Annotated in this window: 21 protein-coding genes and 2 tRNA genes; 4 read left to right on the forward strand and 19 right to left on the reverse strand. The window is 34.8% G+C overall.

The genetic code is table 11. The features are described 5' to 3' along the window. Positions 1-185 precede the first annotated feature (185 nt). The 3 genes from rseP to IRZ99_RS05420 all read left to right on the forward strand — a co-directional run bounded on the left by rseP (position 186) and on the right by IRZ99_RS05420 (position 1,803). Positions 186-1,532: an RIP metalloprotease RseP gene (gene rseP, locus IRZ99_RS05410; RefSeq protein WP_194656293.1), complete on the forward strand. Its 1,347-nt coding sequence runs from the start codon at positions 186-188 to the stop codon at positions 1,530-1,532. An 85-nt stretch (positions 1,533-1,617) separates the two neighbouring features. Beyond that, positions 1,618-1,691 (forward strand) — tRNA-Asn (locus tag IRZ99_RS05415). Between the two features lie 38 nt (positions 1,692-1,729). Further along, positions 1,730-1,803 (forward strand) — tRNA-Asn (locus IRZ99_RS05420). A gap of 270 nt (positions 1,804-2,073) precedes the next feature. On the opposite strand, the gene IRZ99_RS05425 is transcribed toward IRZ99_RS05420, so the two are convergent. The 19 genes from IRZ99_RS05425 to IRZ99_RS05515 all read right to left on the reverse strand — a co-directional run bounded on the left by IRZ99_RS05425 (position 2,074) and on the right by IRZ99_RS05515 (position 24,217). Further along, a complete protein-coding gene (locus IRZ99_RS05425) occupies positions 2,074-2,763 on the reverse strand; it encodes a tol-pal system YbgF family protein (RefSeq protein WP_194656294.1) in 690 nt (229 codons plus the stop codon). Between the two features lie 257 nt (positions 2,764-3,020). After that, positions 3,021-4,217: an aminopeptidase C gene (locus IRZ99_RS05430; RefSeq protein WP_194656295.1), complete on the reverse strand. Its 1,197-nt coding sequence runs from the start codon at positions 4,215-4,217 to the stop codon at positions 3,021-3,023. A 488-nt stretch (positions 4,218-4,705) separates the two neighbouring features. Further along, the gene (locus IRZ99_RS05435; RefSeq protein WP_194656296.1) at positions 4,706-5,866 is read right to left on the reverse strand and encodes a BamA/TamA family outer membrane protein; all 1,161 of its coding nucleotides are present in this window, start codon (positions 5,864-5,866) and stop codon (positions 4,706-4,708) included. 97 nt (positions 5,867-5,963) lie between these two features. Continuing rightward, on the reverse strand, positions 5,964-6,932 hold the full coding sequence (locus tag IRZ99_RS05440) for a transporter (RefSeq protein WP_194656297.1): 969 nt from the start codon (positions 6,930-6,932) through the stop codon (positions 5,964-5,966). A 58-nt stretch (positions 6,933-6,990) separates the two neighbouring features. Beyond that, complete coding sequence (locus IRZ99_RS05445; RefSeq protein WP_194656298.1) at positions 6,991-8,220, reverse strand: AraC family transcriptional regulator; 1,230 nt, start codon at positions 8,218-8,220, stop codon at positions 6,991-6,993. 149 nt (positions 8,221-8,369) lie between these two features. After that, entirely contained in the window at positions 8,370-8,951 is a 582-nt protein-coding gene (locus IRZ99_RS05450; protein ID WP_194656299.1) for a DUF4136 domain-containing protein, read from the reverse strand. 249 nt (positions 8,952-9,200) lie between these two features. Beyond that, positions 9,201-9,950 carry a DUF6515 family protein gene (locus IRZ99_RS05455; protein ID WP_194656300.1) on the reverse strand — a complete coding sequence of 250 codons (750 nt, stop codon included), beginning with the start codon at positions 9,948-9,950 and terminating at the stop codon, positions 9,201-9,203. A 17-nt stretch (positions 9,951-9,967) separates the two neighbouring features. After that, complete coding sequence (locus IRZ99_RS05460; RefSeq protein WP_194656301.1) at positions 9,968-10,708, reverse strand: DUF2092 domain-containing protein; 741 nt, start codon at positions 10,706-10,708, stop codon at positions 9,968-9,970. A 27-nt stretch (positions 10,709-10,735) separates the two neighbouring features. Beyond that, complete coding sequence (locus IRZ99_RS05465) at positions 10,736-12,136, reverse strand: DUF2252 domain-containing protein (RefSeq protein ID WP_194656302.1); 1,401 nt, start codon at positions 12,134-12,136, stop codon at positions 10,736-10,738. Positions 12,137-12,145: 9 nt separating this feature from the next. Next, positions 12,146-13,597 (reverse strand): DUF1254 domain-containing protein, encoded by a 1,452-nt coding sequence (locus tag IRZ99_RS05470; protein ID WP_194656303.1) that lies wholly within the window; start codon positions 13,595-13,597, stop codon positions 12,146-12,148. 65 nt (positions 13,598-13,662) lie between these two features. Continuing rightward, positions 13,663-14,487 (reverse strand): hypothetical protein, encoded by an 825-nt coding sequence (locus IRZ99_RS05475; protein ID WP_194656304.1) that lies wholly within the window; start codon positions 14,485-14,487, stop codon positions 13,663-13,665. 108 nt (positions 14,488-14,595) lie between these two features. After that, positions 14,596-16,221 (reverse strand): arylsulfatase, encoded by a 1,626-nt coding sequence (locus tag IRZ99_RS05480; RefSeq protein ID WP_194656305.1) that lies wholly within the window; start codon positions 16,219-16,221, stop codon positions 14,596-14,598. A gap of 77 nt (positions 16,222-16,298) precedes the next feature. After that, entirely contained in the window at positions 16,299-17,315 is a 1,017-nt protein-coding gene (locus IRZ99_RS05485) for an HAD family phosphatase (protein WP_194656306.1), read from the reverse strand. Between the two features lie 61 nt (positions 17,316-17,376). Then, the gene (locus IRZ99_RS05490) at positions 17,377-19,062 is read right to left on the reverse strand and encodes an arylsulfatase (RefSeq protein WP_194656307.1); all 1,686 of its coding nucleotides are present in this window, start codon (positions 19,060-19,062) and stop codon (positions 17,377-17,379) included. Positions 19,063-19,689: 627 nt separating this feature from the next. Beyond that, positions 19,690-21,120: a pyruvate kinase gene (gene pyk, locus IRZ99_RS05495; RefSeq protein ID WP_194656308.1), complete on the reverse strand. Its 1,431-nt coding sequence runs from the start codon at positions 21,118-21,120 to the stop codon at positions 19,690-19,692. Between the two features lie 5 nt (positions 21,121-21,125). After that, positions 21,126-21,614, reverse strand: coding sequence for an IPExxxVDY family protein (locus tag IRZ99_RS05500; protein WP_072970137.1), 489 nt, complete (start codon positions 21,612-21,614; stop codon positions 21,126-21,128). Positions 21,615-21,739: 125 nt separating this feature from the next. Then, a complete protein-coding gene (rnc, locus tag IRZ99_RS05505) occupies positions 21,740-22,480 on the reverse strand; it encodes a ribonuclease III (protein ID WP_194656309.1) in 741 nt (246 codons plus the stop codon). Positions 22,481-22,489: 9 nt separating this feature from the next. After that, positions 22,490-23,743 (reverse strand): beta-ketoacyl-ACP synthase II, encoded by a 1,254-nt coding sequence (gene fabF, locus IRZ99_RS05510; RefSeq protein ID WP_194656310.1) that lies wholly within the window; start codon positions 23,741-23,743, stop codon positions 22,490-22,492. Between the two features lie 237 nt (positions 23,744-23,980). Further along, positions 23,981-24,217: an acyl carrier protein gene (locus tag IRZ99_RS05515; RefSeq protein ID WP_007137004.1), complete on the reverse strand. Its 237-nt coding sequence runs from the start codon at positions 24,215-24,217 to the stop codon at positions 23,981-23,983. Between the two features lie 175 nt (positions 24,218-24,392). Here IRZ99_RS05515 and purN point away from each other — a divergent pair, with 175 nt between their 5' ends. After that, positions 24,393-24,977 (forward strand): phosphoribosylglycinamide formyltransferase, encoded by a 585-nt coding sequence (gene purN / locus IRZ99_RS05520; protein ID WP_194656311.1) that lies wholly within the window; start codon positions 24,393-24,395, stop codon positions 24,975-24,977. Positions 24,978-25,068: the final 91 nt, after the last annotated feature.

Here is a 25,068-nt window from a genome sequence, read left to right on the forward strand (position 1 = left end):
TGGTTTTAGGCTACCAATTAGGTATGATAGCGTATAAAAAAGTAAAGTTACAGCATCTTAATAAAAGGAGAAATCTAAATGTTTATTAATTAACAAACATTTAAAACCTTATGTCTTATATTGCGCTATCAAATTAAAATAGAAACGTTACTTTTGTGCGTTAAATTACGAACTAAAAATACAAAATGGATATAGTTATCAAACTCTCTCAATTTCTATTGAGTTTATCTTTACTTATTATTCTTCACGAATTAGGGCATTTTATTCCCGCTAAATTATTTAAAACCAGAGTCGAAAAATTTTACTTGTTTTTTGATGTTAAATATTCGCTTCTAAAAAAGAAAATTGGCGAAACAGAATACGGAATTGGTTGGTTACCGCTTGGAGGTTATGTAAAAATCTCAGGAATGATCGACGAAAGTATGGACAAAGAACAAATGGCGCTTCCACCTCAACCGTGGGAATTCCGTTCTAAACCGGCCTGGCAACGTTTGATCATTATGTTGGGTGGTGTTACAGTAAACTTTATTCTTGCTTTTATTATATATATAGGAATGGCGTTTGTTTATGGTGATACTTATGTAGCCAATGCTGATTTAAAAGATGGTGTTTGGGTAACCAATCCTGCAATTGAAAATGCGGGGATTAAAACAGGTGATAAAATCATTGCTATTAACGGTAAAAAAATAGATCGTTATGACGATATCGCTAAAAACCTGTTCATGGCTAGCGAAGTTACTGTTGAAAGAAACAACGAAATCAAAACAATTAAGTTTCCTATTAACATTATTAATAAAATCAGCAACTCTGGAGTTAAGCGTTCTTTAGTAGAAATGAGAATTCCTTTTGTGGTTTCTGGCTTCGATGAAACTTCACCAAATACCAAAGCAGTAAAACCAGGCGATATATTAACTCATATTAATGGAGTTCCGGTTAAATATGCTGATGAAGTAGCCGCTCGATTTAAAAATTTTAGTGGAAAAACGATTCCAGTAACGGTAAAAAGAGGAGATCAGGTTATTCAGAGTGCTTTAAAATTCAACAAAGAATCTAAATCGGGAGTAGCTTATGCTTCAAGATTACCCTATTCTAATCTGGAAAAATTAAATCTTTATACGATCAACCGTCAAAAATTTAGTTTTGCGGAGTCAATTCCGATTGGGATTGAAACTGGTGCTAACGGATTAGTTGAGTACGGAAATCAGCTTAAAACAATTTTTAATCCAAAAACAGAAGCTTATAAAGAAGTTGGTGGATTTGCAGCAATTTTCAACATTTTTCCAAATACCTGGAGTTGGGAAGCGTTCTGGTCAATCACTGCTTTATTGTCAATTATGCTTGGTGTTATGAATTTATTGCCAATTCCTGCCCTTGATGGTGGTCATGTGATGTTTTTATTGTACGAAATAATTAGTGGTAAAAAACCAAGTGACAAATTCCTTGAAAACGCCCAAATGGTTGGTTTCGTTCTACTTATAGCACTGCTTTTATTTGCTAACGGAAACGATATTTACAAAGCGATTGTCAAGTAAAAAAAATAATTAAAAAAAGAGTTAAAATATTTTTGGTAAATTAAAAAATCGACTATATTTGCACTCGCTAAAAAGAGCAACAACTTCCTCCTTAGCTCAGTTGGTTAGAGCATCTGACTGTTAATCAGAGGGTCCTTGGTTCGAGCCCAAGAGGGGGAGCAACTTTTTTTAGCAAACATATTTACCTTTAAGGTGATTCCTCCTTAGCTCAGTTGGTTAGAGCATCTGACTGTTAATCAGAGGGTCCTTGGTTCGAGCCCAAGAGGGGGAGCTTATTAAATACCACTTACATTTCGTAAGTGGTATTTTTTTTTGATATTTACTCCAAATGATCTTGTTAATCAGAGCCCCGATAGCTATCGGGGTTGGTTCGAGCCCAAGAGGGGGAGCTTATTAAAAGACTATCATTTTCATGATAGTCTTTTTTTTGTGCTATTCCAATGTTATATCTTCTAACAATCGATAATTAGTGTCTGACTATAAAAAAGAAATCCCGATCATTTTGTGATCGGGATTTTTTTTGCTCTGAGAATACGTGGAACTATTCTTTCGCAATTCTGTTATTCGCGTTTTTACTTTCAAACAGCACCATCATCTCATTGGCTTTTTCGGTTTGGCCGGTCTCTTTCAACGACTGTGCATATCTATAATAATAAGACGCTTCTGAATTGGGAGCCATCTCCAATAACTGCGCATAAAACTTGGCAGCTTCCGTCATTTCACCATTAAAATAGTGCTTATCTCCTACCTTTTTGAGCATATCTGCTGAAGCATAACCTTTGTCTATCACTTTCATATACGTTTTGGTGAGGTCTACAGTAAGGTATTTTGCTTTTTGGGCTGGTGGGATCACCTCAACTTTTACTGGTTTTATTGTTATAACGGTGTCCTTAATGTTTTTGGAAAGCATTCCTATTTCCGTTGGTTTTACTTTTGCTTTTCTATATACTACTGTTACGGTTCTTGTATTGTTTGGCCCAAGATCATAGGTATTTACCATATCCAGTTTTGAAACATCGTACTTGGTCACTCTTCTTCCAAAAGACATATTAATAGTTTCTTCTACATGATAGTAATCCAATACAAGATCATCACCAGATTTGTTGTCAGTTTGTGAATGTGCATTTGCTATTGGTGCAATGACAGGAGCCTTTGAAGTAGCACGCTGTGCAAAACAGCTCAAAGAAAAAACACATGCAATTGTTGTAATCTTAACTGCATAAGTTTTCATGATGATTAGATTAATTTATTCTGAACCTTAAAATAATAGCAAAGGTACTTATAGTTCCTTTTTTTATTATATTATACCCACAAACAACCTTAAAAAACGTTAAAGTGTTGTTTTTCAACAATAAAACAAAAACAAACAGACACAAAACTAAAAATAATACGAAAAGTATCTTTTCTACTTTTGGCTATTATAACTGAAAAAAGCGCTGACAATTTTACTTGCAGCGCTTTTCTATATTTTTAAAATCGGTCTAAAACTTATACTCCTAATTTCTTAGCAAGATCAGTTGGAATTCCGCCTTTGTTTACCATTAAGGCAGTTGTTTTATACTTCACAAAGTTTTTGGTTACAAACAAGAAACCTTTGTAGTCGTTTGTTTCTCCCCAAGAATTTTTTACGATATAATATTCTCTTCCGGTTTGATCTTTTGCAAGACCAATAATATGCATTCCGTGGTCGTCTGTTGTAGTGTAATTATCAAAGGCAGCCTGACGCATCTCCGGAGTAATTTCCGGCTCTGGTTTTGGCCCGTTAAACATGTCTGCTTTTTCTTCAGCTGTCATCTCATCAAATTTCTTTGTTGGAACATAAGCTACACCATTTTTCCAGCTAAAGCTTTTCTCACTTACGTCAGTTGCCCAGGCTACAGTGTATCCTTTTTTCAACGCATTGTCAATAACATCGGTCATGTCATTTACTTTTACGTTGTAAACCTGATCAAATGACCAGTTGTCCGGCACCATCATGGTTGTTTTTTGATAATATGGAGCAGTTGTAAAAGACGACATTTCTACATATTCATCAGGATTAATTCCAACAACTTCTTTAGCAAAAGATTGTGGTGTATAATTTTTCCCTTTGTATGTAAAGTTTTCCGGCACTTTTCCTAAATAAGAATCGATTACTGCAGCATATGCTTTTTGCCAGTTTGGAGTTAGTTCTCCATTTGGATTTTTAACTACAGCAGCCAAAACACCTTCGATAAGCGCCGCCATTTCTCCAAATTTATTTTTATCCGTTCCGTAGTTTAATCCTGTGTACACTTCTCTTGGAACGGCTCCGTATTTTTTATACATGTTCGTTACATCGTGCAATGCACCTCCATCACCTAAAGTTACAGCACCATGCATACGCACGTAATTAATCCCTTTTTCTACATATACATTTCTTGCAGAATAAATCTGAGACAATTCGACAGGCTGTTTTCCTAAACGAATCATTTCTGATTCTAAAAATGAGTTTGTAGCATAACTCCAGCACGTTCCTGAAGAACCTTGTGCTTTTACCGAAGTTGTTCCCAGGTTAATTTGCTCTGTGAATTTAAAGTTCTCTTTACTTTTATCACTCGCATTCATTTTTAGTGAATTCACTAAAACGTCTTGTGCAAAACAGCTGCTCACACCAACCAAAAATGCTGATGCCACAAAAACTGATTTCATCGTAATTTTATACATAATCAATGATTTAAATAGTTGACTAATTAGTAGCCTCAAATTTATATTTGTTACAAAACAATTAAATATTAGTTAATAAAACTACAGCTTTGCCGTTAATTTTTACACAATATTTTTATTAATCTATAAAACCTTACAAAATATGCAAATACTAATTAGATAATGTATCAATGAGATAATGTGTCAATTAGATAATTAGATAATTTTTGTGATTGCGGATTAAACTTAAAATCTCTTTACCTCTTTTTTCTACAATAGAATTATACCCGAAAATCACCTTCAAAAATAAAACCCCGATGAAATAATTATCATCGGGGTTTTGTTTTTGATTTATGCTAAAGATTTATCACATCCAATTACATCCAAAACAATATAATAAGCCCATTGTTCCTATCCTGTGGCTACATCAACACCATCAGAATCTTTCTCTTGCCTCTAGTCTCTTTTTTCTATGTTCTATTCTCTATATTCTATTTTCTTTCCAGCATCTATCGCATCCAATTACTTCCAAAAACAACATAATATGCCCATTGTTCTGGTCCTTTTGCCACATCGACACCCATTCGTAATTTGAATTTACGGGCTAATAAATATCTGAAACCTGTTCCATAGCTATACACCACGGGTTTTGCAAACGCCTGGTCCCAATCGTTAAAGGCACTTGCAAGTCCGCCATAACCCATTAAACTCCATCGCCTGTATACATCCCATCTAAATTCGGCTTCTGTAACAATACTTGTTTTGCCTTGATATCGTGCTGCGGGTATTCCTCTTAAATTTATTCCCGGCAAAAGATAAAAAGGCGGACTTCCAAAGGCCTGTTCTCCTTCTATTCTTAACCCCCCAATTAATTTTTTAGCAATTGGATAATAACCTATTGCTGATAAATTGACTCGCCATGCATCATAATCACTTCCTATTGCATCATCTGACCAAAAAAAGTCGGATTGAATCCTTATTCCTTTATCTGGTGTAAATATGTTATCGCGGCCGTCAAATTGAAGTGCACCTCCTAATTGGCTGACTGTACTTTTAATATCTCCAGGTTTTACAAAAGGAGGAGGAAGATTCAAATCCGGCAACTCTATATTAGAATTTAAAAAAAGATATTGTGGTCCGGCACTCCATTTCGCATTTCTAAATTGCTTTAACCATTGCGTATAGAAAATGGTAGATTTAAAATTTAGTTTAAATTCCTGGTCACCTCCAACAGGTAAATTGTTTGCATAAAATGACAAATTCATATCGCCATATCCTGCCATGACACGATATAATATTCTCGGTTTTACTAAAGTAGCAGAACGAAAAGCACCTACCATCCAGCTATTATTACCGGTATACATTCCAATTCCTCCTGTTATGTCAGGATTTATAAAACGTTTTTTTCCATTTTCATCAATAACTGGCGGACGTTTTTTTAAAAAAATAGGAACAAGTGCCCCTCCTATACCTCCCAATGCAGGTTCTGTAATAATTGTTGGAACTACAATAAAACCATGTGCATAAATAATATAGTCGCTTAAATCGACTGCATGATCTAAAGAATCTCTTAAACTAATATGCTGTTTTTGTCCCATCATCACATTGAATGACAAAAGAAAAAAAACATTTGCGAGAACCATTTTTCGGAAGAGCTTTGTGTTTTTCATATTTAGAATCTCGATATTTTATATTAACCAACCTTAGATTTTATTTGCATTCGATAAAAAACACTATGAGATAAAAAACAGCTTCAAGTTATTTCAACTATTCTTTCTTTAAACTAAACACATGGGCCAGTGTCAGAAAAAAAGTGTTCCCCTGGAATCTGTTAATAGCATCAACCTCAGCCAGCCATCTAAATCCTGCAGAAGTTTTACAACCAATATGAAAATAGTTGATCTCGGCTCCTATTGCTCCAACGCTATCCTTATCACCTTCTACAATTCCTATTATTGGTACAGGAATCTTATCACTAGTCACTTTATATTGTAAATAGTAAATTAAACCCGCGTTCAATATTCCTGTTGGCGCTGTTTTCTCTGCATTCATCATATAGAATGTTTTACCCAATCCGCCTTCAATACTTAAAATGTCTCCGGTTTTAATATCGGTATCTTTCTTTTTTCCATTGATTTCATAAGAAGCTAAAGTGGCAAAGTGAAATGTTTTTTTATCATTAAAATATAAAGTTGTTCCGGCTGAAAATTCGTTCATGAACATTCCTAAACCACTATTATCAGATGCTCCGGCTGTAAATCTTCCGGTTGGCAAATACATTTGGTAACTCACTACAAAATCGGCTCTTTTATTATGCCATCCTAATTGAATGGGTTGAATATAAGAGTCTGTCAATGCCAGGGAATTATTCACATCTGTACTATTTCCCTGAATTGTATTTGCTGCAAAAGCCAATAATGCAGTTGCACCATAATTAGCTCCTAAAATTTTAAAATCACTTACCCATGAAATTCCGGCTCCGGTAATCGTCATGGTTAAATCTGGGTTAGCAACCGATTTATCTCCATTGGCATCTTTTAAAGATGATGCACTATAAAAATATCCTGGAATATAAACACTTAAGGTATTTGCAGGAGTTTGAGTTCCGGATTGCAATCCCATGGCTCCCAAAATATGACCTCCTTTTAGTTGTGACTGTCCAATAAAGGAAACAAAAAGAAGTAGTAGTGTAAATAATGATTTGATTGTTTGTTTCTGTTTAAATTTCGTTTTCATCATTTCTACTTTAAAAATTAATAAAACCTAACAAACCCTTTCTACAAACTATATCTTTTTAGTTTGAAGATTGTTTTAAATAATAAGTAGTTGCTTTTTCAGGATTGATTCTGATTACTTTAAAATATTCTGAAGGCGATTTTCCGGTATGCTTAATAAAAGCTCTGAAACAGGTCGTTCTTGATTTAAACCCGGAACCCCATGCCATTCCTTCAAGTGACAAATCTTTCCAATCCGGATCGTTTATTTTGTCTTTGAAATATTCAATTCTTTTCAGGTTTACATAATCCTGGAAATGAAGATTGAATTCTGAATTAATTAAATTTGATAGATGATGTACCGATATTCCGGTCTCTTCAGCAATATCACGAATCACTAAATCTTTCTTCAGGAAAAGCTCTTTTGTAGCAAAGATGTTTTCTAATTGAGCGAGATATTGTTGCTTTTTTTCTGTCGTTAATTCTTTCACTACCGGCAGACTATTTTTTGTTTCATTTGTTTTAATGATCACCAGGTGATTTTCTTGCTGATCAAAGTCAAAATTCTCATTTACTTCATTGCTATCATTTACCTCTACTATTTCATTTGCATCATAGAAAATTTGCGGCTTAAAATAAAGCCATCCCACTGTAAAAACAAGCACTGAAGAAATCAGGATATAACATGAAAAGTCGATACTATCAACACGGTTTACTAAAAAATAATGTACAAAAAGCGTCGAAAACAAAAACAAAATCATCAAATTATAAAGTCGGATCCAGCTTAAAACTTTTATTCTGTTAAATTGATCTACGTTGAATTTTTTCAAATCATAATTCAAAATCATCATAGTCTGGCAAAAAGCGTACATCAGCCAAATCGTTAGACTTAGCATCGAAAAAGGGCTTTCTATTCTAACTGCCAAATTATTAATAATAGGAAGATCAAAATAGCTGTCAACCCATACAATTAGTGTTAAACTAAAATAGAAGATAAAAGGCAGAAAATGCATCCAATCATACTTTCTAAATATCCTGTCTGAAAACAAAACACTTCTTACATATAAGAAAGCAGAAGGTGCTACTAAAAACATAAATGATTTTGTGATCATAAACAGATCAGGGAAGGTCTTGAAAGTAGTGGCCGATAAGTAAAAATTATAGACACTCACAACGGCAAGACTGAACAGAAATAGCCCTAAAAAGAAACTTTTTGAATAGTTTTTCTTTGAAAAAAGAACCATAAATGATGTTGCAAAACCAACTATTGTGGCTACAAAAAAGAAAAGAGAGAGTACTATATCGAGCATAATTTCCGGCTTAAATTTTAAAAGGTATTTCTTTTAATGTTGGTTAAAAGAACAGACTTGGGGAGTCATTTAAAAGGCTATACTTATTTGCCGAAACAAATAAGTATAGAGGCCCTTATACATTAAATTTATAGCTATAAATTGGTCAACTATTTTTTGGCTAATCCCGGAGGAAAACCTTCTAATATTTTTTTAATTGCACCATTGATAAATTCTTCCGGATTATCAGGCTTGCTATCAATTTGTGCATTCCCAATTCCCTGCCAAACCAGTTTGCCGGTTTTGGTAGATACAATATCAATAATCAATGAACCATCAACATAATCATAGGAATTAAATGTTGTTGAACCGCCGCCCATCATAGCACCACCACCCCAATATCCATAAGGACGGTACATACCACCGTAACCATAGAAATTAGTATCGGCTGTAACTTGTGTTTTATTTTTTAGGATGGATACTGCATTTACTTTTAGATCCGGATTTGAAGAGGATTCTGTAAAGCCTTTTGCAGTCATTTCGGCACGAATGGCTTTTGCAACACGATCAACATTAAGTTGATTTACCTGACCTTCCTGAGCTCTCAAATCATAAACAGTGAAAGTTCTGTATTCGCCAAAGTTGGCAGAATGGTCATAATCAGTAGTTACTTTTACGGTTGGAGAACAACTGAAAAGCAATCCCATCACAAAAAATGGGATAATACGAAGATTCTTTCTTTTAATATTCATTTTGTGGTATTTAGATTAATGATTAAATTCGTTTAATGTGACATTATAAAATCATGATCAAATCTAGTACGAAAGGCAAATCATGTTAAACAGTTGTTAATAAAACACAACTCCTTATATAACAATTCCTTACTATACTCTCAAAGATAAATCATTTTGTTTAATTAACATAACAGAGTGGTTAAAATTCTTACTTATTTTAGGATACTTTATTTTTATTCATTCTAAGTACCCTCAAAGCCTATATCATCATTTTCCCTGAACAACAACATAACTATCCTGACCCTCTTTTGAGATTGGCTGGTAATAAACATTGTTATAAATCAAGTATTTTTGACCATCAATGGTTTTTTCTTCTGCTCCCTCAGGAAGATGTGCTACAACTGCCCCTACGGGTGCATTTACTACTTTGTACTTACTCGATGCCTTTGCATAATAAGTTCCTCCGTAATAATAATACTCTGTTCCCGAAACCGTAATGGTTACATATCCTTTTGGCAGTTCTGAAATTGTAGCACCTAATGGAGCAGGAACAACTTTATAACCACCTGAATCTTTAACATAATAAACACCGTCATCATAATTGTATTGATTGTTTTCAACCGTAATAACAATTGCTGCCGTGGTTAAGGTTGCTGCGAAGAAACCTATAGGATACCAGGTTGGCCCCCAATAATAAGGCACAAACGGATGGTAGATATAAGGATACGGCACCGGATAAGGATGAAATGGTGGCGGTGGCAACGGTCTTGGATAGGGATGAGGATAAGGATGCGGTGGCGGCAATGGTCTCGGCGGAATAGGTCTAACCGGTCCTGGTCCCGGGGGAATTGGTCTTGGCGTTGGCATTGGTCGCGGCATTGGCATTGGTCGTGGCATTGGTCTCGGTGCAAAATGACCAAAACGCTGTGCAGCTGCTTCTTCTGGTATCATAGTCAATATTGCAAACAATGCTGCAACCAGGATCGAGATTTTATTTTTTGATTTGTATACTTTCATGACAATTGATTTTTGCATTATTTAGTAGTTTCTCTAGGCGCAAGCTTTACTTTGGTTGCTTTTGGAGGTGTCATAAATTCAAACATAGAATTTGGATAATCTGTATTTACAATCCAGTCTTTATAAATAGCCTCGTATTGTGGCTTGTCTTTATCGTTGGTATATATAATTACTAGTTTTACAGGTAAAAACAAATCGTCATTGGCAATCCAAAACTGGAAACTTTTTGTTGTATCGCTTCCTGCAATATGAAAACACTCACGTCCATCGACTATTGTTTTACCTAAAAAAACTAAATTGCCCTGCTCTGAGAATAAATCCTTCAAAAAATCAGGATAGAAAAAATCGGCACCCGGAAATTCTATTCCGAATTTTTTGCTTATTTCATCAATGGTTTCAATAATAGAACCCGGAGCTGTTGTGCTTGCATAGGTATTATTATCAAATGAATAATAATTCAGGGTTTTTCCGTTGTACCATAACCCTTTATTTCCTTTGTCGCCTGAAGAAATCACTTTCATTTTATTTGGAAACTTCATGGTGACTTTTTCATTTAGTGCATGCTTTATCAATCCTAAATGTTCATTAAAAACATCGTACGTAGTTACTGTCGTAAAACTACAGGATGTTATATCCTGCAACGTTTCACTAGTTCGATGCAAGAGAAAAACAGCCGTTGAATCGATACGCTGTGTCTGGCCTTTTGCTGTGATTGTCAATATCACAAAGCCCATAAAAAACAAAAACTTCTTATTCATAAATTCAATTTTAATAATTATTGAAAGTTATATATCTTCTGATATTGGTAATCTTCCTTCTTTAATTGCTTCCAGCATTGTATAGTAATCTGCCTCATTTTGATTCGCATACGAAACCGAAAATTTTGCAATGGCATTGGCAAATTCATCTCCTTTGCCAAGATATCCTGATAAGATGGAAGGATCTCCGGTACGTGCATGCGATCTCGCCAGCGCCCAACCGCAGGCTTTTGCATATGAGGCCATATTTTTGGGCTTCATAATTTCAAGAACAGGTTTTACTTTGGCATCACGAAGCTGACGGATGTAAAAGAACTTATCTTCACTATCATTTGTCCATCCTAAAAACATATCCGAAGCGGACTGCATCAACTTTTGTCCTCTGACAATTCGCTCTCCCTGATGACTGTATTTGCCTTTTGTCTTTACATGAGCTTCTAAAACACTTTGTCTGGCTTCTTTAAACTGCAAGAAGATAGGTTCGGCAGTAGCGGACATCAATAAACTAATGCCGCAAAGTGTTCCTACGCTTCCTACTCCTACTACTTTGATGGCAAAATCATGCAAAGCATACCGGCTTAGCAACACTTTTTTCTCGTCAGATAAGGTTTCCATATACCTTTTATGTATAGTGGTAGCTTCTCTTTCAAGTCGTTGCCATTCTTCTCCTATCGGATGAAAAATTAAAGGCGGTTCATCTTTTATTCTGGCACGGTTACCTTCCATATAAGTCATTTTAGCAAACTCTTTCTCGTGCGCCGTATATTCGGAAGCTTTTTTTAATCTTTTTTGTTGAAATTCTTTGAGTTCTTCGTCGTCCCCACGTTCAATCAGTTCTGCAAGATCAATATCAGCATACCAAATTTGAAGTGCCGACAATTGACTATAATCCGACATATTTCTTTTATAACTATCAGCCACATGCCAGGCAAATTCTTTACAAATTTTATTAGAGAATTTCTTCCATCTTCCGGCAATTACAAAACTGGTCGCTAATCTTTTGATATCCCATTCCCATGGTCCCGGAAATGTTTCATCAAAATCGTTAATATCAAAAACGATTTTTCGCTCAGGAGTTGCAAATCCTCCGAAATTCATCAAATGACAATCGCCACAAAGCTGCAGATCAATTCCTGTATTTAGCGTATTTTCTAAATCAGCGGCCATGATTGCAGCAGCTCCTCTAAAAAATGAAAACGGACTTTCCATCATGCGACTGTATCGAATTGGCACTAAATTTTCCATTCTCCCGATACTGGTTTTGATCAAAATTTCAACCGGATCTTCACGATTCTCAGACGGATTCCATTCGGCATGACTTGATCGGGGCACCAACTTTCGAATAGCAACACCTTTATCATAACGTGCTGCTTTTGATGCTGCCGGATTAAATTGATTGTCGTCGTTATCTGTGAATTTTTCAGCCATAAAATAATTTTATTTCACCTCTTCAACATCTCCCATTTTCCATGCTTTATCAAAAAAACCTTTTTCTGGACCATAAAAACGAGCCAGTAATTCAAATTTTCCTTTAGGATTGGTTGGTACCCAATTCGATTCTTTTCCGGCTGGCGCTTTTGCACCAAAATAAAGATCTACAGAACCATCAGCATTTTTTTGAAGTCCCGGTGTTGTAGAGGCACGGCTGAAATATTTTTCACCAACTATTAAAGCATGAGTCTCACGATCATAAACTGTTATAGACCAATATAATTTTACAGGAACTTTTGCCGGCAAATGAAGTTTATACAGTTTTGATCCGTCTAAAGACTTGCCATTATTATCTTTTGTACTCATCAAATAAAATTGTCCTGAACCCAAATGTTTCGCGCTGAAGTAAGCCATAGAATAGCTTATTGCTCTTTCATCAACCGGATATATATTTGGCAGTTCATAATTTGCCATAATCGCTTTAACTACATCCTGAGATGCCGGTAATGCCCATTTTGTGCCATCATAAAAAGGAGGAGTAAAAATGGCTTCATATTTTTTATCAATCCAACTGTGTGCGACTTTAATTGCAGCATTAAGAATTTCCTGTCTTCTGGCATCTGCCTGAAAAGTTTTTCCTTTCTCGATTCCAATAGATTTCAATTGGTCAATCATTACCATATCCCGAGTCAACCAAGGTTCTCTCTGAACAAACTGATTTAATATTTCAAAAAAGTGCATATTGTATGGAATGGTATTGCTAAACGGAATACCTATTAAATCTACAAATTGTGTTGGAGGCGGATTATCAGCTTCTGAAAGCGGATATATTTTTACTTTTTTTCCGTAATCAGTTGCTCTCTTAATGTCAGCCGGACTTCCATCTGTAAGATTAGAACGCAATATGGCAAAACCCGTATAAGTTGAAGAAGGCATTGGAATATAGCCAAATGGCACAGCATCTTTATAATTAGGTGGCAAAATGAGGTATTTCCCTCCTTTACCTTTGTCAACTCCTGCTGGACCAATATCTTCAATAGCAGTCTGCCAGCCATCATCTAAACTACCTGTTAAAGAGGAAACCCCTTCTACTGGTGGAATTTCTAAAACAACCGGTCCTTGTCTGGTATCATACAATGGATTTATATAAATAACATCCGGATTTGGAGTTAGGGTTTGATTCTTTGAATCAATTAATCTTGACCAATAAACAATTTGGTTATACTCTCCTTTTGCTTTTAAAAGACTTTCGTAAAGCAATTCAAAATTAACTGCGGGCATTCCCCAAATAACTGCTTCAATTGCACGATTGTAAACTATTTGTTCTTCAAAATCTGCAGGTTTAAATACCGCTGTTCCCGTGGTATCAGCAACTACTGTCGTTTCATCTATTTTTGTTGATTTTGTACAGGATACTAAAAAGCAAACTGTTACAAGTGCTAAAATTTTTGATTTCATGTCTTTTAGTTTATTTCTTAAGATGGAAAATGAGCAACAATTATAAACTTCAGATAAATGAAGTATTACTGAGGAAATATAAAAGCCACAACCGCTCTTAATCCCCAATCTGGTCTGATAGCTGAATGTCCTACAATTGGTATTAAAGGCATAACTGCAAATTGCATGGTTTGTCCTCCTAATTTTGTAATGGCTCCAACATTTGGACTAACCGTAATAAGCGTTGTATTTCCTTGCCAGTTTTGTGTAATTTCTGAAGTAAAACCTAAACTTGCACCGCTTTTATAACTGTGTGAAAGAAATATTTGAGTGTAAAATTGGTTGAAATCTGCCCGATCTGAACTACCAGCTACAGACCAAATTTGATTGGCTATAAAACCAATTGATAGTCCTTTTCCCTGATGCATGACTAAGACACTTGGACCTATACCAAATTTTTCTGTTCCTAAAAATTTTTCTGTAGCAGTTGGAACCAAAAAAGCGGGACCAACTCCTAAAATGAGACCTTTAGTTTTAGGAGCAAAAAAAGCGGTTACCGTAGCATCGCTTAAGCCAAACTCATGTGTGTTTTCGCCGATAACATCTTGTTGATCTACTACTGGAAGAATGTAACGGGTAATTAAATTTAAATTTTCACTTAATTTGAAAGGAATAACAGGCTGTATGTTAATCTGATATTTTATTCCATTATAAGGACCAATCCCGTAAGTAAGATTATTTTGCAACGGAACGCTAATTAAATTTGCTACCGGATTTGCCATTTTATCTGCCAATTCCTGTGCGCTTGCTCCCGCTTTTGGTTCTTCTTGTGCAAAAACATTAAAATTTAAAAGAAAAACAACTGCAATAAAAAGAGATTGAACTGAAATAGAATACCTTGGAAGTTTCATAATTTATTTTCTTTTAAAAGATTTTTACTCCTTCTTAAAATCAAACAGAAACAACTTTTGTAAATTTAAAAGTTGTTTCTGTTTCTTAATTTTTATCCAATTAAATTATCACCCTCCACCGCTTCTTTTAGCTGTTGATATGGATTTTAATTTCTCTTGTGCGTCTCTAAGCTTCAAATAATTATCAATAGTAATTGGGCCAGGATATAGGTTACTTTGCACTACATGAGGAGGATATTTTTCATAGGTTTTAGCAAATTCTCCAATAATATTCTGAACAGTTGGCAAGAACCATGTTTTCTCTGTAAAATTGTTCATGAATAAATCGTAGCGCTCTTGCGGATCTGCCCATAAGTCAAATATTTGTGGTACAGTTGCTACATAACTCGAACCCCCTTTCCAACCTAAGTTAGAATCTACGGCCAAACCTCCTGTTGCTTGTCCGTTATCACCACGTAAATTAAACACTGCTTTAAATTTTCCAATTCTTATTGCTCCCGGTAATAATTCATCTTCTGTAAAATAAAACCACATTGTTCGTTTTGATTTACCAGTTCCAAATAAAACTGGCGACATATCATAACTATCAAAAATAGTTGGCTTGCCGTCTCTGTCTACCGTTGGCAATTCTTGTCCAGATAAAGCAGCAAATGTTGCCATGAAATCAAGTGTTCCTAAAATATCATGATTTTGGACTCCTGGTTTAATCTTTCCAGGCCACCATGCCAATGTTGGAATACGGCTTCCACCTTCTCGGTCTGTTCCTTTTGTTCCTCTAAAAGGTGTGTATCCACAATCCGGATAAACGTCTTGCCAAGTACCATTATCTACAGTGTAAATAATTAAAGTATTTTCGGCAATCCCAAGATTTCGAACTTCATCCATAATACGGCCAATTCTTGTATCCAATTCTACAATACAATCGGCATATTTATTTTTCCCTGCAGACTTGCCGGCAAAATCAGGATGAGGCAAGTTTGGTTGATGGTTTTTTGCAAAAGAAATTTCCATAAAAAAGGGTTTATCACCTTTTTTGCCATTTTCTTTCAGCCATTTAATAGATTCCTCTTCTGTATATTGATCCAGAAACGGAATTACTTTTCCATCAATTTTTCTAACCTCTCTGTATGGTTTTCCAGCTTCACCTTCTAAAGCTCCTTTAGTTCCTTTTGCCCATTGTGCTCTGATATCATCCGGCATATCGGCATTCCATTCAGGATCTGTGTATGTGTAAGCATTTAAGTGGTATAATGTTACATTTTTCATCACATCAAAACCTTGTGCAATTGGCATCGAATAATCTTCTTCGCCAAGGTGCCATTTTCCGGCAAAAAAGGTGTTGTAGTTTTTACGTTTTAGCAAAGATGCCAATGTCCACTCTGCTTTTGGTAAACCACCTCCATCGCCAGGAAAGGCAACAGTGGTCATACCACTTCGGTTAGGTATTCTTCCTGTAATTAAAGCAGCTCTACCAGGAGTACAGCTTGGTTGTCCGTAAAACGACCAGAATTGCATTCCTTCTTTGGCCATTTTATCAATATTAGGAGTCGCTGCTCCACGACCTTCACCACCACCATAAGGACCTAAATCTCCCCATCCGGTATCATCTGATAATAAAATAATAATATTTGGGCTTTTTTGCGCATAACCAACTGTGGCTATAAAGAGGCAAAAAAGCAAGCCAAAAGTCTTCGCGAGACTGGCCAGTTTAATTGATCTAAAATTTGTTTTCATAAGGTATTCTGGATAAATTATACATTAGTTGCATTCTAAATATTTTATAACAGAAATCTACTTTATCCCAAATTCAATTATTTGTCCGGGAATATTTTTTTCCAATCGTCTTTCATGCTTATTACATGATATTTGTATTTGGCAGCAGTATTTAAAGACAAATTATCTTTTTCCTGATAGCTATATTCTCTTATAGAATCGTTGTGATTTACAATCATTTGAAAAGAAGGATATTTGCTACCTGAAGAATATCTTAGCATGGCAAGATCACCAGCTCCACCTTCATTTCCGCAGGCAAAAACAGGTCTTTGACCAATGTGTAATTGTATGCCAACTGGCTTTCCTACTTTGTCATCAAAAAGATCTAATGCAGGCTCTCTTTTAATACTATTGGTCGCATCATCAAAGGAGTATTTAAAAGAAGTTCCAACAACTTGTTCTTTTGGGATTCCGTAGAAATCAGCTGATATTGCTCGCACTAATTCGATCGTTCCACCCGTTACAATGAAAGTTTTGAAACCATTTGCACGCAAATAATTCAAAAGCTCCAATTGAGGCTGGTATCTGATTTGTTTTATCGGAACATTTTTACCAGGATATTGGGCACCAGCAAAAAACTCTTTTGTAGAAGCTTCAAATTCATCTTCGGTCATGCCGGTATGTGTTGCAGCGACTAATTCGATTAGTGCTTTATCACCTCCTTTTTCAAAAAAGGTTTTGTCTTTTTCTACAACAGCTTTAAAAGGTTGTTTTTGAGCCAAAGCAGGATTTGCCTCAACCATTTTTTTAACTCTGTAAAAAGCAAATAATTCCTGAACATATGGTTTTTCAGCCCAAAGTGTTCCATCATTATCAAAAGTCGCAATTCTGCTTTCAATCGGAATAAAATCAGGACTTCCTTCTTTTGTTACTTTAGTTACATATGCAATAATATCACTTTTAAGTGTGCCGTCGTTCCAACTAGGTAGTGGATCGCTACTTGTTGCCACTGTTGACGTACTATCTTGAGAATTAGTACTTGTTACAGTATCCGTTTTTTTACAAGAAACCAATAATAATAAAAACAGGGGCAATACATATATTTTCTTATACATAATTATAATATTTAAATGAAAAGAAACAGGACTATTTAAAATCCTGTTTCTTTAGAGTTAATTATTTTTTCTTTTTTGCATCTGCTGCTTCATCCTCTTTTAATTTAGGAAGAACATTTTTTTCAATATATTTCTGTGCTTTAATATCTTTCATTGCCTCTTCCATAATGGTATAAGCTGAGAAGCTTGGCGGAATTGATCTTGGAGGATATTCTTTAAATGTTTCTGCAAATACAACTACATCTTGTATGGCGCCATACATTAACTGAACGTGATTCAACTGCCACTCCCAAAAACTATTCGAAGTGATATCAGCTCTTTCAAAAGGATCTTGGTACAAATTGAATATTTTTTGTAAACGCAGTTTCGTAAATGGTTCTGCCCAAACTCCCATTGTACCGCCCAAACGTTGTTCTGCAAAAACATATTTATAGTCACCTTCTCTCAAACCAACTAATAAGCCATCATCATCTGTATAAAAGAATTTGTCTCTCGCACTTTTTGGTGTTTTACCACGTAAAAAATTACTTTGATCAAAGCCATCTAAATGTACTTTGTAACTTTTTCCATTAGCAGTATATCCTTTTAACAGTTTGTTTGTTAAATCAGGTTCTCCTGCAATTGATGCTAAAGTTGGCATCCAGTCATTATGACTCATTAACTCAGTAGTAACTTGTCCTGGTTTAATTACTCCCGGCCAACGTACTATACAAGGTACGCGGAACGCACCTTCCCAGTTCGTATTTTTTTCTGAGCGGAAAGGTGTCATTGCACCATCAGGCCATGTATTCATATGTGGACCATTATCTGTAGAATAAACTACAATAGTATTATCTGCAATTCCTAAATCATCTAGCGCTTTTAAGATATCTCCAATTGTTAAATCGTGTTCGATCATACCATCGATATATTCACTGTCTCCATGAGTATATCTTCCTCTATGTTCTGCTCTAACGTGCGTACGAAGATGCATACGTGTAGCATTAAACCAACAGAAAAATGGCTTTCCGGCAGAAGTTTGTCTTTTGATAAAATCAATAGCTGCTGCAGATGTTTCATCATCTATAGTTTCCATTCTTCTTTTAGTAAGAGGACCTGTATCTTCTATTCTTTGTTTTCCAACTCTGCCAAATCGAGGATCTGTAGTTGCATCATCCGAATTGGTTGCCGTACATTTTAATACACCTCTAGGGCCAAATCTTTTCAAATATTCAGGATCTTTAGGATAATCAGGTAATTCTGGTTCTTCTTCAGCATTTAAGTGATACAGATTTCCAAAGAATTCGTCAAAACCATTTACTGTCGGCAAACTTTCGTTACGATCACCAACGTGATTTTTACCAAACTGACCTGTAACATAGCCTAAGTTTTTCATTATACCACCAAGAGAAGGATCTAATTGACTCATTCCCATCGGAGCCCCCGGGAAACCAACTTTTGTAAGCCCTGTTCTAAGTCCATGCTGTCCTGTTAATAAAGCGGCACGGCCAGCGGTACAACTTTGTTCTCCATAATAATGTAAAAATCGTAATCCTTCGTTGGCCAATCGATCAATATTAGGTGTCGTGTATCCCATCACTCCATCACTGTAAGCACTTATATTAGTGGTTCCAATGTCATCTCCCCAAAGTATAAGGATATTGGGCTTTTTTGCACTTTGAGCATTCACTTGCATACTTGTGAAGCATGCAAATGCCAAGAGCATCGTTGCATTTTTAAAAACACATTTTAGTCTAACTTGTTTCATGGTAATAAAATTTGTTAATAGTTCTTTGTTATAAATGATATGCGTATAAAATATAAATGCGTATTATTTCATTTTTTCAATAAGAATATTCCCTCCAATTATGTACATGTTTCAAATTTTAATTTCTTTATTCCGGGGCGAATTTGAAACAAGTTTCTTGTTAACTTTTTTTTAAGTTTCTCAAAATTAACTAATAAAAAACCGAACTATAGTAATTATAAGGCCTGACATTGTTTCATTTTATAAAATGAAACGTTAAAAATGTTTTATTTTGCTCCACAGTGTTTCATTTTATAAAATGAAACATCTAAAAAACATAAAACGAGGAAGTTAGATTTAAATTTTTACTTTATATTTTTAGTATAAAACTCTTTTTTGGGAAGGCATTTTTACAGAATTATTCAAAAAATGCAGCGAATTTAGCGTGTAGTTCTTCGCGTCGATAGCAATTGTTTACTATTTTATGTTAATCGCTTAAACAATTTGATGCGACTGTACAGAAAAAACCCACTTTATAAGTTTGTTAAAGTGATTCATTTTTACTAAAAATATTAATAAAAAGGGAAATTTAGGACAAAAAAAAGCCGTCAAATAATTTTGACGGCTCTTAATATTGGTAAGTTTAAACTATTCTATTTCAGAAACTCTCATGGTGTTAACCATTCCTTTATCTTTGATTGGCATTGCAGCAAGGTTGATCAAATAATCTCCTTTTACAACATAACCTTTTTGTTTTGCGATTTCATTAACATCAGTTACAGTATCATCTGTACTTTCGTCTTTATCGTAGAAGTATGATTTAACTCCCCACAATAAATTCAATTGTGTTAAGATTCTTTTGTTTGAAGTAAACACCAAAATATGAGAAGATGGTCTCCAAGCCGAAATCTGGAAAGCTGTATAACCGCTATTTGTTAAAGTACAAATTGCTTTTGCTTTGATTTCATTAGCCAACAAAGCTGCCTGATGACAAACTGTTTTAGTAACAAAACGTTTTGTTTTAATTTGTGGCGTGTTTTGTGGAACCTGAATAAGCGGAGAATCCTCAACTGCCTCACAAATTTGAGTCATTTTTTGGATAACTTGTACAGGGTAATTTCCTGTCGCTGTTTCTCCAGACAACATTACGGCATCAGCTCCATCCATTACAGAGTTTGCAACGTCATTTACTTCAGCTCTTGTTGGAGTCAAACTTGTAATCATTGTTTCCATCATTTGTGTAGCAACGATAACAGGAATTCTAGCCGTTTTAGCTCTACGGATCAAATCTTTTTGTACCAATGGTACTTCGTGTGCAGGAAGTTCAACTCCTAAATCTCCACGAGCCACCATAAGACCATCACAATAAGCAATAATTTTATCGATGTTTTCAAGAGCTTCCGGCATTTCAATTTTAGCAACGATTGGAATTTTAACATCCGAATGCTTAGCGATCAATTCTTGTAAGTCTTGTAAATCGCGAGGTGTTTTTACAAACGAAAGTGCAATCCAGTCTACTTTTTGTTCGATAGCAAAAATAGCATCTGCAATATCTTTTTCAGTTAAAGCCGGTAATGAAATTTTTGTGTTTGGAAGATTAACTCCTTTTTTAGATTTTAATTCTCCACCCTGAACTACCTTAGCAACAACTTCTGTTTTTTTATCAGTAGAAATAATTTCAAAAATAAGTTTTCCGTCATCAAGCAAAATACGCTCTCCAACATTTACATCATTTGGAAAATTTTGATATTTCATGAATGCTTTTTGAGCTGTTCCGATAATATCTTCTGCAGTTGTAAAAGTTATTAGATCACCATCATTTACTACCGTCCCTTCTTCCATTACACCAACTCTAAGTTTTGGTCCCTGCAAATCTCCAAGAATTGCAGTTGTATAACCAAACTCTTCGTTAAGGCCTCTAATAATATTAATTTTATCTTTTACTCCTTCGTAATCAGCATGCGAAAAATTGATTCTAAACACATTAACCCCTGCTTCGATCATATCCTTGATAATCTCTCTCGTACTACATGCAGGCCCTAGCGTAGCAACAATTTTGGTTTTCTTGTTTGTTAACATTTTTTTTAAAAAATTAGATTGTTTTTTGATTTTATTTTGTTGGTATCCACAGCATATATTGCTGCAATACTTTCTATTGAATTTAGTTGTTGCTGAATTTCTGAAAAATCGACAGCCTCATCGCTATTGTCTATTTTCAGGAAAAAATCTACCTTTTTGAATTCAGGAAGTAAATGAATTGTTGTCGAAACCTCACTTGTTTCGCTGGAAAACAAATTCTGGAAATCATTCGTACTCACAGAAATGATTTCATTTTTATTCTGAATCAAATTCCAGGAAATGGCTTTTTCAGAATCATAGTAGTAAAATCTCGAAAAATTTGCCTCGCCTTCCTTAGTCTGAGCATGGATCTCGTTTTTGCTCTTACTTAAGTTGATCGGAAGGTTTTTATTGATAAAATAGGCTAATCTATAATCTTCTAATGAAGTATGAATTGCCATTAAATAATAATCAATCTCGTCAAATTCGTCTAAATCCAATCTATGAATAGCCATATCATGAAAAATCAAGGTGTAAATATACTATTTCTAACGGAGCATCAATAGTTAAGATGTGGTTGTTTTTGTTAATTTATAAACGAAAACGTTATAGCTTTAAGAAACTAACGGTATTTTTGTAGTTATTTCTTATCTATTTTTTCCTGAAATGCAAAATAAGCTCTTTGTGATGCTTTTTCTTCTGCTTTCTTTTTTGAAGTTGCTCGCGCTCTTGCGATTACTTTATCGTCTATACTTAATTTGACACCGAACAGGCGTTGTCCGTCAATACCGTTATCTTCAAAAATGTCATAATGAAAGATCCTCTTCTCTTTCTGACACCATTCAATAACCAAACTTTTATAACTAATTACTTTTCCTTCCAATCGTGCAATGTCGACATAAGGAGTAACTACTCGTTTTTGTATAAATTTTTCGCAAAAGGCATATCCCTTATCCAGATAAATAGCTCCAATAAGCGATTCGAAAATATTACCATGAATATTTTCACCAAAGTGCTGAATAGGCACTTTACTTTCTACGAAACGCACTAAATTCAAGTCTTTGCCTAATTCATTCAAATGCTCACGACTTACAATTTTGGAACGCATTTTTGTCAAATAACCTTCGTCGCCATTAGGAGCTTTGTTAAATAAGTGTGCTGCAATTACAGCACTTAACATAGCATCTCCTAAAAATTCAAGTCGTTCGTAATTAATTGGGTTTCCAGATTCATCAAGTTTGTTTGAAGACCGGTGCGTAAATGCTTTCTTATAAAAATCAATGTTCGCCGGCGGAAAACCAAGTATTTTCTGAATAGTGTCAAAAAAAATCCCGTCTTCTAGAGAACGGGATTTAGAAAATATTTTTTTGATAATATTCATATACAGAAATTAGTCAACTAATTTTTTAAACAATACACAAGCATTGTGACCACCAAAACCAAAAGTGTTACTCATAGCAACATTTACTTCTCTTTTTTGAGGTTTGTTTAATGTAAGATTTAATGCAGGATCAATCTTTTCATCCACAACTGTATGGTTAATCGTTGGAGGTACAAGACTGTGTTGCATTGCCAGGATTGAAGCAATTGCTTCGATAGCTCCGGCAGCTCCAAGTAAGTGACCTGTCATTGATTTTGTTGAATTGATATTGATGTTTTTTGCATGATCACCAAAAACAGCACTGATCGCTTTTAATTCAGCTACATCTCCTAATGGAGTAGAAGTTCCGTGTGTATTGATATGATCAACATCTTCAGGATTCATTCCAGCATCTCTTAGTGTATTTTTCATTACTGCAATAACTCCAATTCCTTCCGGATGTGGGGCAGTTAAATGGTAAGCATCAGATGACATTCCGCCTCCACCAATTTCACAGTAAATTTTTGCGCCTCTTGCTTTAGCATGTTCGTAATCTTCAAGAACCAAAGCTCCTGCTCCTTCTCCTAAAACAAAACCATCTCTGGTTGCATCAAAAGGTCTTGAAGCCGTTTCCGGACTTTCATTTCTTGTAGATAAAGCATGCATAGAGTTAAAACCTCCCATACCAGCAATGGTAATAGCAGCTTCTGAACCACCTGATACAATAATATCACACATTCCTAAACGAATGTAGTTGAAAGCATCAATTAATGCATTTGCAGAAGATGCACATGCAGAAACCGTAGTATAATTTGGTCCCATATAGCCATTACGCATTGAAATGTGCGCAGGAGCGATATCGGCAATCATTTTAGGTATAAAAAACGGATTGAATTTTGGAGTTCCGTCACCTTTAGCATAATAAATTACTTCTTCCTGAAAAGTTTCCAAACCTCCAATTCCTGCTCCCCAGATAACACCAACTCTTGTTTTATCGACATTATCATTTGTAAGTCCAGCATCTTTGATAGCTTCGTCACTGGCAGCAATAGCATATTGAGCAAATTTATCTAATCTACGAGATTCCTTGCGATCCATGTAGTCTTCAATATTGAAGTTTTTTACTTCGCAGGCAAATTTCGTTTTATGCTTCTCTGTATCATAGTATGTGATAGGAGCGGCTCCGCTAACCCCATTCACAAGTGCATTCCAATAATCCTGGATATTATTCCCGATAGGAGTAAGTGCACCTAATCCTGTTACAACAACTCGCCTTAATGCCATAAATATGTATTTTGTACTTTAAACAAATAAAACCCACGCTTTCTTAACAGTATGTTACTTAAGAGCCATGGGCATTACAATATAAATATATCTTATTGATTGAAAATCAATCGAAATTTAAATTTTAAAAAAAATAATAACACCCGATCCTTAGAAATTACAAAAATTAAAAGTCGAATTCCAACTGGAATTTGGAATTTCAAAAATTGGTATTTTTAGAAACCGGGTGCAGTATTATTATTTTTTAGCTTCCTCGATATAAGAAATAGCTTGACCAACAGTAGCAATGTTTTCTGCTTGATCGTCTGGAATTTGAATATCAAATTCTTTTTCGAATTCCATAATAAGCTCAACAGTGTCTAATGAGTCAGCTCCTAAATCATTAGTGAAGCTTGCTTCTGTTACAACTTCGTTTTCGTCAACACCTAATTTGTCTACGATAATCGCTTTTACTCTTGATGCAATGTCTGACATAATCTTTAATTTTAGAATTTAATTTGTTGGCAAAAATAAAAAACTTTATTTTAAAACAACTATTTAGTTTATAAATGTGATACTAATTTATAAAATTAATTTCAAGAAAGCCCTTTTAATACTATTTATTTTCGATTTTTATTCCGTTTTTTGCATTCTCAAAATAAAGTCGATTATGAAAAAAATTATTGTTTTTGCCTCAGGATCAGGAACTAATGCAGAAAACATTATAAAATATTTTGCAAAAACTCAAATTGCAAATGTGGTTTCTGTATTTACCAACAATGCTTCGGCAAAAGTCATCGAAAGAGCAAAAAATCATCAAATTCCAGTCGAAATCTTCTCAAAAAACGAACTTTTAGAGAGAAATGTATTACAAAAAATACAGGAAATCGACCCGGATCTAATAGTTTTGGCTGGTTTTCTTTTAAAATTTCCAGAAAATATAATCGAGAAATATCCTAATAAAATTATAAACATTCATCCGGCACTTTTACCTAATTATGGAGGAAAAGGAATGTACGGAATGCACATACACAGGGCTATAGTCAATAACAAGGAGAAAGAAACCGGAATTTCAATTCATTATGTAAATGAAAATTATGATGAAGGCGGTATTATTTTCCAGAAAAATGTGGCCCTGACAGAAGATGATACACCAGAAACCGTAGCCGAAAAGATTCACGAGCTTGAACAAAAGTATTTTCCGGAGATTATTCAGGCAGTACTAGAGGATTCAGCAAAAGAAAATTCCAACTAAAAAAATTATCAAACCATATAAGTCATATAAGTAAATATAATAGAGGGTGTAAATCTTACTTTATTTTAAAAGAAATATAAGAAACCTTACA

This window comes from Flavobacterium sp. LC2016-12 (genome assembly GCF_015351595.1).
In the GTDB taxonomy this organism is placed as follows: Bacteria; Bacteroidota; Bacteroidia; order Flavobacteriales; family Flavobacteriaceae; genus Flavobacterium.

What these genes read in the sequence shown, in the direction of transcription:
- rseP (WP_194656293.1), top strand. Translation starts at nt 186, where the DNA reads ATGGATATAGTTATCAAACTCTCTCAATTTCTATTGAGTTTATCTTTA.
- IRZ99_RS05425 (WP_194656294.1), bottom strand. Translation starts at nt 2,763, where the DNA reads ATGAAAACTTATGCAGTTAAGATTACAACAATTGCATGTGTTTTTTCT.
- IRZ99_RS05430 (WP_194656295.1), bottom strand. Translation starts at nt 4,217, where the DNA reads ATGTATAAAATTACGATGAAATCAGTTTTTGTGGCATCAGCATTTTTG.
- IRZ99_RS05435 (WP_194656296.1), bottom strand. Translation starts at nt 5,866, where the DNA reads ATGAAAAACACAAAGCTCTTCCGAAAAATGGTTCTCGCAAATGTTTTT.
- IRZ99_RS05440 (WP_194656297.1), bottom strand. Translation starts at nt 6,932, where the DNA reads ATGAAAACGAAATTTAAACAGAAACAAACAATCAAATCATTATTTACA.
- IRZ99_RS05445 (WP_194656298.1), bottom strand. Translation starts at nt 8,220, where the DNA reads ATGCTCGATATAGTACTCTCTCTTTTCTTTTTTGTAGCCACAATAGTT.
- IRZ99_RS05450 (WP_194656299.1), bottom strand. Translation starts at nt 8,951, where the DNA reads ATGAATATTAAAAGAAAGAATCTTCGTATTATCCCATTTTTTGTGATG.
- IRZ99_RS05455 (WP_194656300.1), bottom strand. Translation starts at nt 9,950, where the DNA reads ATGAAAGTATACAAATCAAAAAATAAAATCTCGATCCTGGTTGCAGCA.
- IRZ99_RS05460 (WP_194656301.1), bottom strand. Translation starts at nt 10,708, where the DNA reads ATGAATAAGAAGTTTTTGTTTTTTATGGGCTTTGTGATATTGACAATC.
- IRZ99_RS05465 (WP_194656302.1), bottom strand. Translation starts at nt 12,136, where the DNA reads ATGGCTGAAAAATTCACAGATAACGACGACAATCAATTTAATCCGGCA.
- IRZ99_RS05470 (WP_194656303.1), bottom strand. Translation starts at nt 13,597, where the DNA reads ATGAAATCAAAAATTTTAGCACTTGTAACAGTTTGCTTTTTAGTATCC.
- IRZ99_RS05475 (WP_194656304.1), bottom strand. Translation starts at nt 14,487, where the DNA reads ATGAAACTTCCAAGGTATTCTATTTCAGTTCAATCTCTTTTTATTGCA.
- IRZ99_RS05480 (WP_194656305.1), bottom strand. Translation starts at nt 16,221, where the DNA reads ATGAAAACAAATTTTAGATCAATTAAACTGGCCAGTCTCGCGAAGACT.
- IRZ99_RS05485 (WP_194656306.1), bottom strand. Translation starts at nt 17,315, where the DNA reads ATGTATAAGAAAATATATGTATTGCCCCTGTTTTTATTATTATTGGTT.
- IRZ99_RS05490 (WP_194656307.1), bottom strand. Translation starts at nt 19,062, where the DNA reads ATGAAACAAGTTAGACTAAAATGTGTTTTTAAAAATGCAACGATGCTC.
- pyk (WP_194656308.1), bottom strand. Translation starts at nt 21,120, where the DNA reads ATGTTAACAAACAAGAAAACCAAAATTGTTGCTACGCTAGGGCCTGCA.
- IRZ99_RS05500 (WP_072970137.1), bottom strand. Translation starts at nt 21,614, where the DNA reads ATGGCTATTCATAGATTGGATTTAGACGAATTTGACGAGATTGATTAT.
- rnc (WP_194656309.1), bottom strand. Translation starts at nt 22,480, where the DNA reads ATGAATATTATCAAAAAAATATTTTCTAAATCCCGTTCTCTAGAAGAC.
- fabF (WP_194656310.1), bottom strand. Translation starts at nt 23,743, where the DNA reads ATGGCATTAAGGCGAGTTGTTGTAACAGGATTAGGTGCACTTACTCCT.
- IRZ99_RS05515 (WP_007137004.1), bottom strand. Translation starts at nt 24,217, where the DNA reads ATGTCAGACATTGCATCAAGAGTAAAAGCGATTATCGTAGACAAATTA.
- purN (WP_194656311.1), top strand. Translation starts at nt 24,393, where the DNA reads ATGAAAAAAATTATTGTTTTTGCCTCAGGATCAGGAACTAATGCAGAA.